The 16,252-nt window shown below is 74.1% G+C and carries 14 protein-coding genes and 1 pseudogene; 4 read left to right on the plus strand and 11 right to left on the minus strand.

What is annotated here, in order from left to right; genetic code table 11:
* Positions 1-13: 13 nt before the first annotated feature.
* The 5 genes from ACIPAE_RS03850 to ACIPAE_RS03870 form a co-directional block, all read right to left on the minus strand.
* Positions 14-814, minus strand: coding sequence for an ABC transporter permease (locus tag ACIPAE_RS03850; RefSeq protein ID WP_402442735.1), 801 nt, complete (start codon positions 812-814; stop codon positions 14-16).
* Positions 811-1,833 (minus strand): ABC transporter ATP-binding protein, encoded by a 1,023-nt coding sequence (locus tag ACIPAE_RS03855; RefSeq protein ID WP_402442737.1) that lies wholly within the window; start codon positions 1,831-1,833, stop codon positions 811-813. The genes ACIPAE_RS03850 and ACIPAE_RS03855 overlap by 4 nt, the downstream gene beginning before the upstream one ends.
* Positions 1,830-2,222: a hypothetical protein gene (locus ACIPAE_RS03860; protein WP_329369817.1), complete on the minus strand. Its 393-nt coding sequence runs from the start codon at positions 2,220-2,222 to the stop codon at positions 1,830-1,832. The genes ACIPAE_RS03855 and ACIPAE_RS03860 overlap by 4 nt, the downstream gene beginning before the upstream one ends.
* A gap of 124 nt (positions 2,223-2,346) precedes the next feature.
* The gene (locus tag ACIPAE_RS03865; RefSeq protein WP_366412049.1) at positions 2,347-3,006 is read right to left on the minus strand and encodes a response regulator transcription factor; all 660 of its coding nucleotides are present in this window, start codon (positions 3,004-3,006) and stop codon (positions 2,347-2,349) included.
* Positions 3,003-4,310 (minus strand): sensor histidine kinase, encoded by a 1,308-nt coding sequence (locus ACIPAE_RS03870; RefSeq protein WP_402442740.1) that lies wholly within the window; start codon positions 4,308-4,310, stop codon positions 3,003-3,005. Before ACIPAE_RS03870 ends, ACIPAE_RS03865 begins: the two co-directional genes overlap by 4 nt.
* 276 nt (positions 4,311-4,586) lie before the next feature.
* Here ACIPAE_RS03870 and ACIPAE_RS03875 point away from each other — a divergent pair, with 276 nt between their 5' ends.
* Entirely contained in the window at positions 4,587-4,943 is a 357-nt protein-coding gene (locus tag ACIPAE_RS03875; protein ID WP_328463605.1) for a DoxX family protein, read from the plus strand.
* Positions 4,944-5,057: 114 nt separating this feature from the next.
* On the opposite strand, the gene ACIPAE_RS03880 is transcribed toward ACIPAE_RS03875, so the two are convergent.
* Positions 5,058-5,906, minus strand: a complete 849-nt coding sequence (locus ACIPAE_RS03880; protein WP_366412051.1) for a helix-turn-helix transcriptional regulator — start codon at positions 5,904-5,906, stop codon at positions 5,058-5,060.
* A gap of 144 nt (positions 5,907-6,050) precedes the next feature.
* On the opposite strand from ACIPAE_RS03880, the gene ACIPAE_RS03885 reads away from it, so the two are divergent.
* The gene (locus ACIPAE_RS03885) at positions 6,051-6,830 is read left to right on the plus strand and encodes an NAD(P)H-dependent oxidoreductase (RefSeq protein ID WP_329369808.1); all 780 of its coding nucleotides are present in this window, start codon (positions 6,051-6,053) and stop codon (positions 6,828-6,830) included.
* A 115-nt stretch (positions 6,831-6,945) separates the two neighbouring features.
* Here ACIPAE_RS03885 and ACIPAE_RS03890 read toward each other — a convergent pair whose 3' ends face one another.
* Positions 6,946-7,587, minus strand: a complete 642-nt coding sequence (locus tag ACIPAE_RS03890) for a TetR/AcrR family transcriptional regulator (RefSeq protein ID WP_402442743.1) — start codon at positions 7,585-7,587, stop codon at positions 6,946-6,948.
* Positions 7,588-7,801: 214 nt separating this feature from the next.
* Here ACIPAE_RS03890 and ACIPAE_RS03895 point away from each other — a divergent pair, with 214 nt between their 5' ends.
* On the plus strand, positions 7,802-8,782 hold the full coding sequence (locus tag ACIPAE_RS03895) for an alpha/beta hydrolase family protein (protein ID WP_402442745.1): 981 nt from the start codon (positions 7,802-7,804) through the stop codon (positions 8,780-8,782).
* Positions 8,783-8,785: 3 nt separating this feature from the next.
* Here the strand turns inward: ACIPAE_RS03895 and ACIPAE_RS03900 are convergent, their stop codons facing one another.
* The 4 genes from ACIPAE_RS03900 to ACIPAE_RS03915 all read right to left on the minus strand — a co-directional run bounded on the left by ACIPAE_RS03900 (position 8,786) and on the right by ACIPAE_RS03915 (position 14,909).
* Positions 8,786-9,301: a hypothetical protein gene (locus tag ACIPAE_RS03900; protein ID WP_402442746.1), complete on the minus strand. Its 516-nt coding sequence runs from the start codon at positions 9,299-9,301 to the stop codon at positions 8,786-8,788.
* A 76-nt stretch (positions 9,302-9,377) separates the two neighbouring features.
* The gene (locus tag ACIPAE_RS03905; protein ID WP_402442748.1) at positions 9,378-13,061 is read right to left on the minus strand and encodes a hypothetical protein; all 3,684 of its coding nucleotides are present in this window, start codon (positions 13,059-13,061) and stop codon (positions 9,378-9,380) included.
* Positions 13,062-13,145: 84 nt separating this feature from the next.
* Positions 13,146-13,739 (minus strand): TMEM165/GDT1 family protein, encoded by a 594-nt coding sequence (locus ACIPAE_RS03910; RefSeq protein WP_329369800.1) that lies wholly within the window; start codon positions 13,737-13,739, stop codon positions 13,146-13,148.
* Positions 13,740-14,102: 363 nt separating this feature from the next.
* On the minus strand, positions 14,103-14,909 hold the full coding sequence (locus ACIPAE_RS03915; RefSeq protein ID WP_329374329.1) for an ABC transporter permease: 807 nt from the start codon (positions 14,907-14,909) through the stop codon (positions 14,103-14,105).
* 444 nt (positions 14,910-15,353) lie between these two features.
* Here ACIPAE_RS03915 and ACIPAE_RS03920 point away from each other — a divergent pair.
* Positions 15,354-15,941, plus strand: a pseudogene (locus ACIPAE_RS03920) (DedA family protein); the annotation flags it as partial.
* Positions 15,942-16,252: the final 311 nt, after the last annotated feature.

Below are 16,252 nucleotides of genomic sequence, written 5' to 3' on the forward strand. Positions count from 1 at the left end.
GCCGGCGTTGCCCTCAGCCCGACGTGACTTCGCTGCGCAGCACCCGCAGGACGCCGAACGCCCCGGGCAGCACCACCCACAGGAGCGTCGCCGTGCACAGCTGCGCCCACTGGTGCCCGCTCAACCCGTGGTCGTAGAGCGGTCCTTGGGCGAGGTTGAGGTCGAGCCAGTGGCTGACGCCCTTGAGCCCGTGCACGGCGTTGAACAGCACGCTGGACAGGTTGGGCAGCACGTAGAACGCGACGATCGCGGCGGCGCCGTTCAGCAGCAGCATGCCGAACGCCAGGCCCAGCGCCAGACCGCTCAACAGGACCAGGGTGATGTCGCCGAGACCGCCGGCGCCGAACGCCCAACTGCCGTCGCCGTGACGCAGTGCGACGCCCAGGAGGGTGCCGAATGCCGCCGAGACAAGGGTGTTGACGACCATCAGCAGCCCGAGCAGCATGGCCGCGCCGCCCTTGGCCAGCAACACCCGTGAGCGGTCGGGCTCCAGGGTGAAGGTGACCAGTCCGGTGCGCTGGCTCCACTCGCTGGTGACGGCGAGGATGCCCACGACGGGGAGCAGCAGCTTCTGCGGGGTCTGGGTGAAGTCGACCAGCTTCGTGAAGGTGAGCTTCTCGGGGTCGGCGGTGAACAGCATGACCGCGACCACCAGCGGCGTGGTGACGAGGATGGCGATCAGCAGCCAGCGGCCCGCCCGGGTGTCGCGGAGCTTGCGCAGTTCGGTGCCGAGCAGGCGGGAGAAGGGGATGCCGGGGTGCCGCTCCGCGGGCGCGGGCGCGGGCCGCGGGGCCGGGTGCACGTTCGTGGTCATCGTCGCGTCGCATCCTTCGCGGTGGTCCCGGTCGTCGCGTCCTCTACGCTCTTCGCGCTCTTCGCGCTCTTCGCGCTCTTCGGGTTCTTCGCGTTCTCGCGCGAGTGGTCGGCGGTCAGCCGCAGGAACATGTCCTCCAGGCCGGTCTGCCCGGCTGCGCGCAACTCCGTGAGCCGCACCCCGGCCGCTGCCGCCACGCGCGAGACCTGGTCGGTGGGGGCCTGGGTGAGGTGACCGCCGTCGGTGGCGGTGTGGTCGATGCCGGCAGCGGTGAGCGCGTCGGCCAGAGCGCGGTCGTCCGTAGCGCGGACGAACGTGCCCCCGGCGGCGAGCAGTTGCTCCTTGGCGCCCTGGGCGACGATCCTCCCCCGCCCGATGACGACCAGTTCGTCGGCGATGACCTCGATCTCGCGCAGCAGGTGGGAGGAGAGCAGGATGCTGCCGCCGCCGTCGGCGAAGTCCCGCAGCAGGCCGCGCATCCAGTAGATGCCCGCCGGGTCGAGCCCGTTGGCCGGCTCGTCGAGGATGAGCACCCGCGGATCGCCCAGCAGCGCGTGCCCCACGCCGAGGCGCTGGCGCATGCCCAGGGAGTAGGTGCCGGTACGGCGGCGGGCCTCGGTCGGTGTGAGGCCGACGAGTTCGAGCACCTCGTCGACCCGCGTGCGCTCCAGGCCCATCACCATCGCCGAGAGGGTGAGCACCTCGCGGCCGGTGCGCCCGGAGTGCTGCGCCGACGCGTCCAGCAGCACCCCGACCCGGCGGCCCGGGTTGGGCAGGTGCCGGTAGTCGTGGCCGAGTACGGTGCAGCGTCCGGAGGTCGGCGGGGTGAGGCCGATCATCATGCGCATGGTGGTCGACTTGCCGGCTCCGTTCGGGCCGAGGAAGCCGGTGATGACTCCGGGCCGCACGCCGAAGGTCACACCGTCCACGACCGTGTGGCCGCCGTAACTCCTGCTCAGGCCGCGGACGTCGATCGCGAAGGAGCCGAAGTCGCCCTGGGCGTTGCCGGTTCCGCTCATGCCGGCCGCCTCCCGCGCACCGCGCGGACGGCCACCGCGACACCGCAGACCAGGCCGAGCACCAGGCCCACGAGCTCGATCACCGTTCCGGAGAAGGCCGTCACCTTGGACGCCGCGCCCAACTGGTCGCGCATCTTGGGCGTCACGATCCCGCCGAAGGAGATGAAGACCGCGATCAGCGCACCGAGCGGCGGAGCCCACCGCCGGCGCAGCGCGAGCAGCGCCGCGCCGGCCAGCAGGACGACGACGCCCGGCGGGACGACCGGGTAGTCCGCGCCGCCCGCGCGCTGCACGTAGATTCCCAGGGCCGCCGCGGTCATCCCGCCGACGGCCAGTCTGCGCGTCGTGTCCGCCCGGTGCGGCTGTGCCTGATGTCGTTGATTGACCATGCGCCCATCGTGGGTCGCGGCGCGCCCGCGGACGTCGGCTGCCGGGCGACAGTCGCCGTACGCAGATCCGCTTACGCCGGCCGCGCCGCGACGTCGGGGCGGGCCGTCACGTCAGGGCGGGCCGTCACGCCCCGTCGGCGAGCCCGGACTGGTAGGCGAAGACGACCAGTTGGGCACGGCTCCTGGCGCCGAGCTTGACCATCGCCCGGCTGACGTGGGTGCGGGCCGTGGCCGGGCTGATCACGAGCCGCTCGGCGATCTCGTCGTTGTCGAGCCCTTCCGCGGCCAGGACGACGACCTCGCGCTCCCGGTCGGTGAGGGAGCGCAGCTGCGGATGCGGCTTCAGCGACCGGGGCGACGCCGAGACGAACTCGCGCACCACCTTGCGGGTCACCGACGGCGACATCAGCGTGCCGCCGTCGACGACGGAGCGGATCGCCTGGAGGAGTTCGGCCGGTTTGGTGTCCTTGAGCAGGAAGCCGCCGGCGCCGTGGCGCAGGGCGTCGAAGATGTACTCGTCGTGTTCGAACGTGGTGAGCATGATGACCTTGGTGCCGGCGAGCGCCGGGTCCGCGGTGATGCGCCGCAGGGCGGCGATGCCGTCGATGCCCGGCATGCGGATGTCCATGAGGATGACGTCCGGTCGCGTCTGCCGCGCGACGGCCACCGCGGCCAGCCCGTCCGCGGCCTCGCCGGCCAGTGCCATGCCTTCCTCGTTCTCCACGAGGGTGCGCAGGCCGAAGCGCACGAGGTCCTGGTCGTCGACGACCAGCACGGTGATCATGACGGGGCTCCGAGGGGAAGGCGGGCACGCACCTCGAACGTATCCCGGGCGGAGGGCGCGGCGGTGAGTTCCCCGCCGAGGGCGATGGCGCGCTCGCGCATGCCGGCGATGCCGGAACCGCCGCCGCCCGAACGTCCGTTGCCCGTCGACCCGTTGCCCGCGGTCTCGTCGCCCGCACCCCCGCCGGCACTCGTGCCCGACGCACCGGCACCGGGCGGCGCCGCGACGGCGGGATCGGCAACCACCGGATTGGCGACGACCGGATTGGCGACCACGGGGTTGGCGGCCACGGGGTTGGTGACGACGATCGACACGCTGTCGCGCGCGTAGCGGATGCCGACCGTGGCCTGCCGGGCCCCGCTGTGCCGCAGCACGTTGGTCAGCGACTCCTGGATGATCCGGTAGCCGGTCAGCTCCACCGCGACCGGCAGGGCGGCCGCGGCGTCGCCGTCGACGTCGAGCCGTACGTACACCCCCGCCTCGGCCATCCGCTGCCGCAACTCGTCCAGCCGGACCAGGCTCGGCACCGGGAACCGCTCCGGGCCGGCGCCGGTGCGGCGCACCACGGCGAGCGCGGCCCGCAGCTCGTCGAGCGCCTCGCTGCTGGTGCGGCTGATCGCCTCCAGCGCCACTTCCGCCTGTTCGGGCTTCCTGGCGAGCACGTGCAGCGTGATGTCGGCCTGCATCTTGATCGCGGCGAGGCCGTGGCCGACGATGTCGTGCACCTCCTGGGCGACACGGAACCGTTCGTCGTCCACGCTCTGCCGGATCACCTCGGCGCGCGCCCGGGCCACCGTCTCGTGCCGCAGCCGGAGCGCGTACCCCAGGGCGAAGGGCACCACCGCCCAGGCGGAGACCGGGATGGCCCCGGACACGCCGAGCCCGGAGTCACGGACGATCAGGTGCGGCAGGACCAGCACGAGCCCGCCCACGGCGTACGGCACCGCTCGGGCCAGGGGCGCGTGCCTGGCCACGGTGTAGACGGCGATCATGAAGGTGGCGATGATCGGCCCGTAGGCGTACCCGAGGTCCAGGTAGCCGGCGGTGCAGACCGCCACCACCGCAAGCGTGGCCAGCGGCCACCTGCGGCGCAGTGCCAGGACCAGCGCGGCCGTCACGAACAGCGCGAAGCCCCGGGCGTCGATGGGCACCTCCGCCCGCTGCGGGCTCCCCTCGAACCCCGTGCCGACGGCTCCGGCGACGGCGATCACGACCGCCGTCACGGCGTCGCCCATCAGCCACCCGCTGATCCTGGTACGGCCCGCGCTCCCCTGCCGCCGGCTTCCGATCGGTACCGCGACCACCCGCGCCGTCTCCTCTCCCCCGCCCCGACGTCCCCAACCTGCTCAGCATGGTCCGGGCGGAGCCGGGCCGCGTCCGCCCCAGGGCGGCATCCGCACTACGCGGATCGGAGTACGTCCCGGAGCACGTCCTGGAGTACGCCCCGGAGTACGCGGGCCGTCCGCCGACCGGCGGATGTCACAGATCGGGTCGCCCGCCGGTCGTTCAAGGCAGCGGCACCCCGCGACGGAGTGCCCGGCAACCTCATCGCCCGGCTCGCAGCACAGAACGGAGAGAACGTGTTCGCCGCTTACGTCACGGTCACCATCCTCGGTGTGGTCTTCAACGGCGCCGCCGCCGTCACCTACCTGATCGGCCACGAATACCCCAAGACCCAGGCGGACATGAAGGGGATAGCCCGCAAGTGGGTGCCGGTGCTGGGCATGTTGCTGGCGGCGGGCACCGTGGGGCTGGCGGCCGGGTTCGCCGTGCCGCTGCTGGGGACCCTTGCCGCCTGCGGCCTCGTGCTGTACTTCATCGGCGCGATCTTCGCCCATCTGCGGGTGGGCTCGCGGAACATCGTGGGCGGGATCGTCTTCCTCGCCACGGCGGTGGCCGCCCTGACCCTCGGCCTGGCCGACCACGGACCCTGGTGACCGGGGAGCCGCGCCCAGCGCGTGCCCTGCCCGTGCCATGCCCGTTTCCAGTGCGCGCCCTGCCCGTCCCCCGCGCGTGCCCCGCGCGCCCCGCCCCGGGCGGACACCGTCCGGCTACTCGCGGACCTCGGCGTCCACTAGCGGCCGCACGTCAGCGCGGTCCGTGCCCAGGCCCGCGAGCAGGCGCAGCCCGTCCTCGGAGGGGCTGCCGGGGGCCGCGGTCAGCACCAGCAGCTCCATGCCGGACGCGTCGGGCAGCGAGAAGTTCTCCTGGTGCAGGTCCAGCAGTCCGACCAGCGGGTGCCGGTACGCCTTGCGTCCGTGCGTGCGGGCGCGCACGTCCGCGCGGGCCCACAGGCGGCGGAAGCGGTCACTGCCCATCGCGAGCTCGCCGATGAGCGAGGCCAGGCGGGGGTCGTCGGGGTACTTTCCGGCGGCCAGCCGCAGGTGCCCGACCACGTCCACGGTGCAGTCCTCCCAGCCCGCGTAGAGACCGCGCTCGGCCTCCTCCAGGAAGATGTGCCGCGCGGTGTTCAGGCCCGCCACCGGCCGGCCGTAGAGGAGGCCGGCCAGGCGGTTCCCGGCGAGCACGTCCATGCGGTGGTCCACCAGCAGCGCGGGCGCGTCGCCGACCAGGTCCAGGACGCGCAGCAGTTCGGGCCTGACCCGTCCGCCGGGCGCCTTCGCGCGGCGGCGGCGCTGCCGGGCCAGCCGGCACAGGTGGTCGCGTTCGGTCTCGTCGAGGCCGAGGACGCGGGCGAGCGCGTCGAGCACCTGGAGGGAGGGCTGGGTCGCGCGGCCCTGCTCCAGGCGTACGTAGTAGTCGACGCTGACGCCGGACAGGTGCGCGACCTCCTCGCGGCGCAGCCCCTCGACCCGGCGGCGGCTGTCGGTGGCGAGGCCGAAGACCGCCGGGTCGACCCGGGAGCGCCGGGTCCGCAGGAAGCCCGCGAGATCGTCCATGACCTCCAGTATGGCCTCGGCGGCGCCGCGCGAAGGTGGTCCTGCCGATACCAGGAAGTCCCGTCCGACGGAAGCGGCGCCCCTGAACAGCGGGCGACGCGGTGCCCAGAATCGAAGGCACCCACCCGATCCGAAGGAGTCCCCGTGAAGACGCTGATCGTCCACGCCCACCCGGAGCCGAAGTCGCTCAACGGCTCGCTGAAGGACCTCGCGGTGTCCACGCTGGAGAGCGCCGGCCACGAGGTGCTGGTGAGCGATCTCTACGCGATGAACTGGAAGGCGGTGGTGGACGCCGCCGACTACGGCCCGCACGCCTCCAGCCCGCTGAAGGTCGCCCGCGACTCCGGCCGGGCCTTCGACGCCGGGGCGCTCGGCCCGGACGTCCGCGCCGAGCAGGAGAAGCTGCTGTGGGCCGACACGGTCATCCTCCAGTTCCCGCTGTGGTGGTACTCGATGCCCGCCATCCTCAAGGGCTGGGTGGACCGGGTGTTCACCTACAACTTCGCGTACGGCGTCGGCGAGCACAGCGCCACCAAGTACGGCGAGCGCTTCGGCGAGGGCTCCCTCGCGGGCAGGAGGGCGCTGCTGTCGGTGACCGCCGGCGGCCCGGAGTCGCACTACGCCGCGCGCGGGATCAACGGCCCCATCGACGACCTGCTGTTCCCGATCCAGCACGGCATCCTCTACTACCCGGGCATCGAGGTGCTGCCGCCCTTCGTGCTGTACGGCACCGACCGGATGACCGACGAGGAGTACCCGGACGTCGCCCGGGCCTGGCAGCAGCGGCTGCTCACCCTGGAGACGACCGAGCCGATCGCGTTCCGGCGGCAGAACTTCGGCGACTACGAGATCCCGTCGCTGCACCTGAAGGAGGGGCTGGAGCCCGCGGGCCGCACGGGTTTCGGGCTGCACGTGGGCAACTGACACGAAGGGGTGCGGCCTGCGCGGCGCAGACCGGGTCGGGCTACGCGTCAGTGCGCCGCGTGCGTCAGTGCGTGGGGTGCGCCAGTGCGCGGGGTGCGCCAGTGCGCGGGGTGCGTCAGTGCGTGGCGCGGAGGCCGGCGACGAGGAGGGAGATCAGGCGGCGCGGGTCGTAGTCGGGGTCGCTGTCCGCGCCGACGCACAAGTTGCCGACGCCCCGCATGAGTTCGAGCCCGTCGAGGCGGGCGGCGCCGTCGAGGTCGGCGCGGATGTCGCCGTGTTCGACGGCGGCGTCGAGGAGCCGGTCGCAGACGGGGGCGAGCCGGTCGACGAAGTGCGCGTGCAGCGCGTCGAACCCGGGGCTGTCGGGCCGCAGGACGGCGGCGAGCCCGTGCTTGGTGACGAGGAAGTCGACGAAGAGGTCGACCCACTGCCGCAGGGCGTCGTACGGGGTGGCCGCGCTCGCGAGGAGCGCGGGGCCGGCGGCGGCGCAGGCGTCGACCTGGTGGTGGTAGACGGCGACGATGAGGTCCGCGCGGGTCGGGAAGTGGCGGTAGACGGTGCCGACCCCGACCCCGGCCTTCTCCGCGATGGCGCGTACCGGCGCCTCGACGCCGGAGGCGACGAAGACCTCGGCGGCCGCGTCCAGCAGGGTCTGCTGGTTGCGCCGGGCGTCCTTGCGCCTGGACCCGGCCGGTCCGCTTCCCGTGCCGCGAGCGCTGCCGTGCGCGCTGCCGTCCACGTCGTCCCCGTCGTCCACCGCGTGATCCTCTCAGGAGCTTGCAAAGCGGAACGTTGCTCCGTATCGTTGGCGGAGCGAGGTTCCGTTTCGTGCATTGTGGCAGATCGGGGGCCGGCCACCAAGCCGTCCCGCGCCGCGGCACGCCCTCCTCGCGCTCTCGCTCCCGCCCGGCAGGACCCGCGGCGCCACACCGGCCGCCCGCTGCCGGGCGCATCGAACGGAAGGCAGCTCCATGTCCGACCCGACCACTGCGACCATCTCGACCACATCAGCCACTTCCGGCACTTCGGTCACCTCTGGCACCTCTGGCACATCCGCGACCGTGATATCCGTACGGCCGGTCGTCCTGCCCGCCGCGCCCGAGCGCGGCGAGGACCTCCAGGTCCGCGTCTCCGCCCCCGCCGACGGCCACCACCTGCCCGTCGTCGTCTTCTCGCACGGCTTCGGCGGGTCGATGAACGACTACGCCCCGCTCGCCGACTTCTGGGCCGCCCACGGCTTCGTGGTCCTGCAACCCACCCACCTCGACTCCCGCACCCTCGGCATTCCCGCCGAGGACCCCCGCACCCCCCGCATCTGGCGTTTCCGCATCGAGGACCTCACCCGCGTCCTGGACGGGCTCGACCTGGTGGAAGCCGCCGTGCCGGGCCTCGCCGGGCGCGTCGACCACGACCGCGTCGCGGTGGCCGGCCACTCCTGGGGCGCCCAGAGCGCGAGCACGCTGCTCGGCGCCCGCGTCCTGGACTCCGCCGGGGTGCCCGGCGAGGACATGACCGACCCCCGCGTCAAGGCCGGCGTCCTGTTCGCCCTGACCGGTCTGGGCGACGAGCTGACCCCGTTCGCCGCCGAGCACTTCTCCTTCATGCGGCCGTCCTTCGACGCCATGACCGCGCCGGCCCTCATCGTGGCCGGCGACCACGACCAGTCCGCGCTGTCCACCCGCGGCCCCGACTGGTTCACCGACCCCTACACCTACAGCCCGGGCGGCAAGAGCCTGCTCACGCTCTTCGGGGCCGAGCACTCGCTCGGCGGCATCAACGGGTACGAGTCCACCGCCACGACGGACGAGAACCCGGCCCGCGTCGCGCTGGTCCAGCGGCTCAGCACGGCCTTCCTGCACAGCGCGCTCCGCCCCGAGGACACCGGCTGGAAGGCAGCGGCCGCCGCGCTGGCCGAAGACCCCAGCCCGCTGGGGACGTTGGAGAGCAAGTAGGCGTCAGCAGGACCCGCCACCGTCGAGATAGCCCAACAGGAAGCTCTGATAGGGCTGGTACGCCTTGTGGACGACGGCGGGGTCCACCAGCCAGGCGTCGTACGCGCGGGTCTGCGCCGCGTCGGCGCCGTCGACCAGCCGTCCGCTCGACGGGTCGAGGAACGCCCGGCCCGCGCTGAACCGCTTGGCGTACACCTCCGGTCGCCCGGACGTGGTGGTCTTCGGGTGCGCGGGATCGGCGACGGCGGGGAAGTGCTCGCCGTTGACGACGAAGCCGGCCACCCGCTGCTCCCACGAGTCCAGCACGAGACTGTCGCAGGAGGTGGCCTTGTCGGGGTCGGGTGCGGCCCGCCGCACCGTGGTGACCAGACTCTGCTGCGACTTCAACGACTCCAGCGCGGAGTCGGGCGTACGGGAGGGCGCGGGCTTGGGTGCCGCGTGCCCTCCCCCGCACCCGGTCAGCGCGGCCGTCACGGCAGCCGCGACGGCGATGAGCGGGACGGCCGGTGATCGGCGCACGATGAGCTCCCCCCGGAGACGTGGGGCGCAGCCTAACCCGGCCCTCCCGCGCCTTGCGTCGCCCTCCGCGAAGTCTTCACGAGAGGAGCGCGTCCACCGGGGACACGGGCTCCCAGCGCGGATCGCGGCCCGTCAGCCGCGCGGTGACCCGCGCCCAGGCCGCCTCGTCGGAGCCGAGCCGGACCCGGACGAGGCCGGCCAGCGCCGCGAGTGCGGTGGCCGCCTCGGACGGGGCGTCGGTGCGGCGGGCGGCGCTGCCGAGGTAGTCGAGGACGAGGGCCGCAGGGGCGGCCACGTCCAGCAGGTCGGTGGCGGTCAGCAGGCCGGACGTGAGGAGGCCGTCGAGTTGGGTGACGGTCGCGCAGTGGTAGAGGCCGGCCACTCCGTGGCGGGCGCGCGCCCGGGTGAGTGCGGCGCCGTCGGGCAGGCCGGACGGGCCGGGCTCGCGCACCGACCCGGCGTAGCGCAGCCGCAGTTCGGGGGGAGCGAGCGACATGCCGATCAACTCCTCCCAGTACGGCAGCGGTTCCTCCTGGTGCGCGGCCTCCAACGCCTGCCAGTCGGCGCCGACCGGGTCCGCCGTCACGGCGCTCGTCGCGGTCCAGCGGTGGGAGGCGCGGCGGAGCTTCTTGACCATCTTGGCCGGGGCGCGTTCCCGGTCGAGCCGGGCGCGGAGCACGGCGGCCGGATCACGGGAGTCCAGCGCCTTGATGCACAGTTTGGTGGCGGCCTGGCCGAGCGGGCCGCGGCCGACCAGCGCGGTGAGGCGGGTCGCGCCGCCGTGTTCGAGGAGGCTCAGGCAGCCGAACACCTGCTGGACGAAGCCGAGTTCGGTGGCGTACCGGACGAGGATCTCCTCGACCAGGTCCGGCTCGGCCGAGCCGAGCCATCGCATGCCCCCGGCCGGCCCCGCCGACGGATCGGCCCGCACCTCGGCGAGCACCAGCGCGGCGACCGGCTCCATGGGCGCGCCCGTGCCCGTAGCCGTAGCGGCGTCCGTACCGGCATCCGTACCGGCATCCGTGCGTGCGGCTCCTGCCGCTGCCTGTGCCGCTGCCGCCGCAGCGGTACGACGTGACGACCGCTCGACGACGCGGCGTACGACGAGCGGATCGCGGGTGTGTCGCAGCAGCGCGAGATCGGTGCCGGGGTCGTCGACGTCGGCCAGCCGCGCGGCCAGGCCGTCTTCGAGCCAACGCTGCTGGGTGGCGAGGACCCGCAGGGCCCGCGGGTCGCGGCCGGCGAGCAGCCGTTCGAAGGCCGGGCGCGGTATGTGGTCGTGGCGCAGCAGGTACGCGGCGAGCAACCACGGTCCGTCGGGGCCGAGTCGGGACAGCACCGCGTCGATCACCTCGGCGTCGGCCAGGCACAGCAGGGTGCCCACCGGCCAGACCCACAGGTGGTCGCCGTGTGCCAGCAACCCGAGTGCCTCCTCAGGGGTGCCCGGGCGCGCTGTGTGCCGGTCCCAGGACGGCCGGCCCGCCCCGTCCTCCGGCCCGACCTCCGCCTCCGCGCCGGGCCCGGCTCCTGCCCGCGCCCGCGACAGCAGCTCCAGCCAGGTGTCCTCGACGGCCGCTTGCCCCGCCACCGCCGCCAGCCGGAGCCATGCCTCGGGGTCGGCGCCGAGTGCGGAACGCAGGCGCCGGGCAAGGGCGTTGCGCCATCCGACGGGGAAGGCCGACCGCCGCCAGTCGTGCGGGAGGCTCAGCAGGCGGTACGCGGGCAGCCAGCCGAGCAGGTCGTCGGCGGTCAGGATGCCCTGGGTGTAGGCGAGTTCGGTGGGGACCGCGCTGGACCCCCAGGACTCCGGGAGCTTCCCGCGCACCGTCGCGGACGCGGGCGCGGCATACCAGGAGCCGTGGTCCGGTGGCTCGACCTCCCGCGCCGCGCACGCGCCGACGAGCCACCCGGGGGTGGCGAGGCCGGGGCTGTCCGCCCAACTGGTGCCCGCCAGGAAGCGCAGGACGCCGACATCGACGGGATCGGGCGGCGCCGCGTCGGCCGGGGCGAGGGTACGGAGCAGGTCGAGGGCGGACAGCGCGGCCCGCTCGACGGCTCCCCGTGGCGTCAGCGGCGGGTCGTACCGCTCCCCCGCGACCCCCGAACCTCCCGCCGCGAGCGCGTCATCCCCGGCGGAAGCCTCGGCGGAGGCCCCCGCCGCACCGGACTCCCCGGACTCCCCGGACTCCTCCGACCCCTGCGGCCCCTCCGCCGCCACGGCCTCCGCCGCCGCCGCGATCAACTCCCTCAGCCCGCCCGGATATTCGGGCAGCAGCCGGTCGAACGCCGCCCACGCCTCGGCCGAGTCGCCGAGATGCGCGTCGGCCGCCGCGCGCAACTCCCCCACCGCGGCACCGGTGAGCAGGCCGCGCCCCTCCAGCGCGCTCAGCGCCGCGAGCGCCCGGACCGCCGGCCGGGCGGCCCGCACCAGCTCGACCGGGTCGAGCAGCCCCGCCGCGACCACCCCCTCCGCCCACAGCTCGGCGCCGTAGTCCAACTCCTCCTCGGCCAGGCGGCGTTCCGGCGCCGAGATGTTCCCGGAGCGCCGACCGCCGGTGCGCCAGGGCTCGTTGAGCACGCTCAGCCTGAACGCGAGCCGCTGCTCGTCGCTCGCCCCCTCGTGCCGGGCCAGTTCCTCGCACGCCTTGGGCATGAACGGGCGCTCCACGTGAGCCTTGTGCAGCGCGTGCAGGTCGTGCGCGTACGGCTCCGCCAGCAGGTCACGCAGCGTGCTGGTGCCGCGGGTGACGGCGAGCAGGCCCGGCAGCCGCCCGGGGTCGTCGTACGGCTCGCCCCGCGCGTACAGCCGGCGCAGGGCGTCGCCCGAACCGTCCTCCTCGGCCAGTGCCGCGGCGACGGCCCCGTGCACGGGCCGGGTCAGGTGGCCGGTGACGGCCGGGTCGTCGAGCAGGCCGCGCAGCGCCTCGGGGCCGCCGCGCTCCCAGACCCGGGCCAGGGCGTACTGCTGGGCCACGCCCCGGGCGCCGGCGCCCAACGCCCTTGCCGTCAGCGCCGGATCGCCCGAGCACAGCAGCGGCGCGAGCCAGGTGCGCGGCACATCGGCGCCCGGGTCGGTCAGTTCGGCCCGCAGCGCCTCGTCCATCGGCACCGTGTCGAGCCGGCGGGCGAGCGTACGGCGCAGGGAGTACGTGGCGCGCGGGTTGCGGTAGACCGCCGCCCCGACCGCCGGGTCCCCGACGTCGAGCAGCCGCGCCAGCACCCTCGGGTCGAGCCGGGAGTGCCGGGCCAGCGCCACCCGGGCGCGGGTGCCGCCGTGCTCCGTGACGGCCGCGGTCAGGCCCGGCCCCGGCAACGCCCCACCGGACAGCAGCAGTTCCACCGTACGGTCCGGCAGCGCCGCCAGCGCGACGGCCGCGTGCTCGGGCGCGGCGTGCTCGATCAGGAGCGCGAACGTGTCGTGCACGCTGCGCGGCGCCGGTGCCCGCAAGGCGCCGCCCGACGGGGCCGGCGGCACGGGCGGGGCCTCGTCGGCGAGCAACTCGGGCACGCTGCCGGGGTATTCGGCGAGCGCGTCGTGCACCCGAAGCCACCGCGCGGCGCTGCCGCCCAGCCGCTCCGCCACCAACGCGCGCAGCCCGCCCGCCACTTGCTCGTCCACCCCGCCGGCCGCGGTGATCCGCGCCGCCGCGGTACGCGCCGGCCGCGCGGCCGCCAGCGCCGCCGCCGGGCCCCCGCCCCGCGCCGCGCCCGTTCCCCCGCCGGCCCCCGCTCCCACCGTCAACGCGATCAGTTCGCGCACGACATGGCCCCCGCACCGCTCTTCGTTCCCGTCACGACCGCCACCCTACGAACGGGGTCCGACAACCGGGGCGGCCCGGGTCGCTCAGAGGAGCGCCGCGCCCGTCGCCGCCTCGTACAGGCTGAGGCCCGCGAGGACGACCATGACCGCGGCCGCGACCTTGGTGATCAGGGACAGCGGCACCCGCTTCATCAGGAGGCGGCCACCGAAGATCCCGAGGGCGCCGACCGCCCAGAGCCCGAGCACGGCGCCGATGGCGACGGAGACGGGATTGTCGTAGCGCGCCGCGAGGTTCGCGGTCATGATCTGCGTGAGGTCGCCGAACTCGGCCACGAGGATGAGCATGAAGCCCGCCCCCGACACCTTCCAGAAGCTCTGGCCGGCCGGCTCCTTGACCTCCTCCTCGTCCTCTCCCTTGGACAGCAGCAGCATGGCGGCGCCGCCGAGGAAGAGGAGGCCGACGACGCCCTGCACCCAGCGGTGCGGCAGCAGCGTCAGCAGGCTGCCGGCGGCGATCGCGAGCGCGACATGGACGACGAAGGCGGCGGCGACGCCGACGAAGACGTAGGACGGGCGGTAGCGGGTCCCGAGCATGAGACTGGCGAGCGCGGTCTTGTCGGGGAGTTCGGCCAGGAAGATCACGCCGAAGACGACGGCGATGACGCTGATGCTGAGCACGGAAGCTTTTCCTCGATCGGTCGGGGCGGCCGCACCGAGAGGACCATGGGCTTTCCAGGGGTCGCTTCGGCACGGCAGCGTCAGGACACTGCGGCCGAAGGTCTCGCTGGCGGGCACGCGCGGTGCACCGCCTCCGGGCGCCGGCCCGGCACGTCCGCGCACCTCGCGATGCGGAACGGCCCGGCAGTATGTCGACGGTCCGGCGAAGAGCTACTCCCCTTCTGCTGCCCTCATCGTACGGCATCCCGCCCCCGGCCCGGCCGGGGGCGACCGCGCACGGTCACGCTCCCGAGCGGCGCGCTCGCCTACGGTAACGGGCCCGCGAGGGCGCGAGACCGTACGACCCGCCATCCCGCCGTAGGCTCACGCCTTCCGCCCCCGCACGACCTCGGCCCACGAGCGTCTGTGCGGCGGCTCACCGTGCCGGGGCCGGGTGATCCGGCCGCGCGCGACCAGTTCCAGCACCACCGCCACGGACACCGCCTGCACCGCCATCAACGCGATCAGGACGAAGAGCTGCACCGCGCCGGCCGACACCGGGCTCGCCCCGCCCAGCAGCATGCCGACGAACGCCCCCGGCAGGGTCACCAGGCCCACCGTCCTGGTCTGGTCGAGCCCCGGGATCAGCGCGCCCGAGGCCGCCGGCCGGGCGATCTCCATCCGCGCGTCCCGGTCGCTGAGGCCGATCGCCATCGCCGCCTCCACCTCGCCGGCCCGCCCGGACAGCTCCTCCAGCGCCCGCCGCCCGCCCAGCACGGTGGCCGTCAGCCCGCCGCCGATGAGGATGCCCGCCACCGGGATCAGCGCGATGCCGTCGATCGGCACCAGCCCGCTGAGCACCAGCACGGCCACCACGGGCAGCGCACCGGCGCCCACCGGCACCGCGGCCCAGCGCCAGGTACGGTCGGTGGTGACGCGCCGTCCCGCCGTTCGCGAGGCGACCGCGTACATCAGCAGCACGAAGGCGAGCAGCGCGGCCTGGTGCTTGACCACCCACCCGATCAGCGCGGACACCGCGGCGAGCTGCACCGCGGCCCGGACGCCGGCCAGCACGATGCCGTGCGCGTAGTTCTCCCGCACGTCGGCCAGCCGCGCGTAAGCAGCGATGCCCGCCGCCGCCACCAGCAGCACCGCGAGCACGATCCCGAGCGTCCGGTTCACCGGCAGCAGCGACGAGGACGAAGAAGACGCCAGGAAAGAAGCGGGTGATCCGAGCGAAGAGGGCAAAGGGATCGAAGGGAACGAAGGGAGCGAGACGGCCGGGAAACCGCCGGACTCGGGCAGAAGAACGGCGCCGGCCGCTGTCACGGGACTGGACCACCTCACACTTGGCGTGCGGTTTCGTCGCCGACTCCGCAGAATCTGCGCCGAACCGTTTCCGCGAGAGTATTCCCGCCGTAATAACGCCGTGATTGTCTATTACGTCACGTGCCCTCGACGGAACCGCGGTCCACTACTGGCGTACGCTGTACGGCTGACGGCGGATGAAGATCCGCCGCTCGTTGACGCGACACCGGAAGCAGGTCTCCGGGGCACTTCGCAGACGGGCTCGCAGGACCAAGGCACCAGACCAAGGCACGACACGGGCACGACGGCGAAGGGCGAGGAGGCGTAGTGCTGCATCACCTGGGCTCCCTCTTCGAGTGGCCGTGGATCTACGTTCTCGTGGCGCTCTCCGTGCTGCTGGACGTGTTCGTCCCGGTCCTGCCCAGCGGCGTCCTGGTGATCAGCGCGGCCACCGCCGGCTCGACCGGCGCCAGGGACGGCATCCTCGACATCCTCGTGCTGCTGGTGTGCGCGGCGACCGCGTCCTGCGCGGGCGATCTGCTCGCATACCGGCTCGCCTGGCGCGGCGGGGCGTGGTTCGACCGGCGCATCGCGAACTCGCGACGGCTCGCCGCCGCCCATGAACGGCTCGGACAGGTACTCAACAGCGGTGGCGGCGCCCTGGTGGTGCTGGCCCGCTTCGCGCCCGCCGGCCGCAGCGTCGTCAGCCTCGGCGCCGGAGCGGCCCGCCGCCGCCCGCGCGACTTCCTGCCCTGGTCGGCGCTGGCCGGGGTCTGCTGGGCCACCTACAGCGTCGGTCTCGGCTGGATCGGCGGCCGGTGGCTGGGCGCGAGCTGGTTCGGCACCCTGATGTCGTTCATCGCACTGCTGGGCGCCGGGGCCTTCGCCGCGCTGATCTTCCGCCGCGAGCGGCGGATAGCGATCGAGGCGGCCGAGTTCGCCGCCGCGCCGCTCACCGCGGGTCCGTCGGCTGCGGCCCCCGTCGTGACGCCTGACGCGACACCTGCCGTGACACCCCTCGCGACGCCCCTCGTGGCCCCTGTCACAGCGGCGGCCTCCGCGGCGGCGCCGCTCTCGACACCGATCGCCCCGCTGATTCCGCCGCTGGTCCCCCCGCTCATCCCGCCGCGGCCGGCCTTCTCCCCCTCGCTCTCCCCTTCGCTCGCCGGCAACCCGCTCGGCATCCCGCCGCAGACCACGCCGCCGGTGGGCGGCGCGGTGGTGGA

Origin of the sequence: Streptomyces sp. NPDC087270 (assembly GCF_044744625.1) — a bacterium.
Lineage (GTDB): Bacteria > Actinomycetota > Actinomycetes > Streptomycetales > Streptomycetaceae > Actinacidiphila.

What these genes read in the sequence shown, in the direction of transcription:
- ACIPAE_RS03850 (WP_402442735.1), bottom strand. Translation starts at nt 814, where the DNA reads ATGACCACGAACGTGCACCCGGCCCCGCGGCCCGCGCCCGCGCCCGCG.
- ACIPAE_RS03855 (WP_402442737.1), bottom strand. Translation starts at nt 1,833, where the DNA reads ATGAGCGGAACCGGCAACGCCCAGGGCGACTTCGGCTCCTTCGCGATC.
- ACIPAE_RS03860 (WP_329369817.1), bottom strand. Translation starts at nt 2,222, where the DNA reads ATGGTCAATCAACGACATCAGGCACAGCCGCACCGGGCGGACACGACG.
- ACIPAE_RS03865 (WP_366412049.1), bottom strand. Translation starts at nt 3,006, where the DNA reads ATGATCACCGTGCTGGTCGTCGACGACCAGGACCTCGTGCGCTTCGGC.
- ACIPAE_RS03880 (WP_366412051.1), bottom strand. Translation starts at nt 5,906, where the DNA reads ATGGACGATCTCGCGGGCTTCCTGCGGACCCGGCGCTCCCGGGTCGAC.
- ACIPAE_RS03895 (WP_402442745.1), top strand. Translation starts at nt 7,802, where the DNA reads ATGTCCGACCCGACCACTGCGACCATCTCGACCACATCAGCCACTTCC.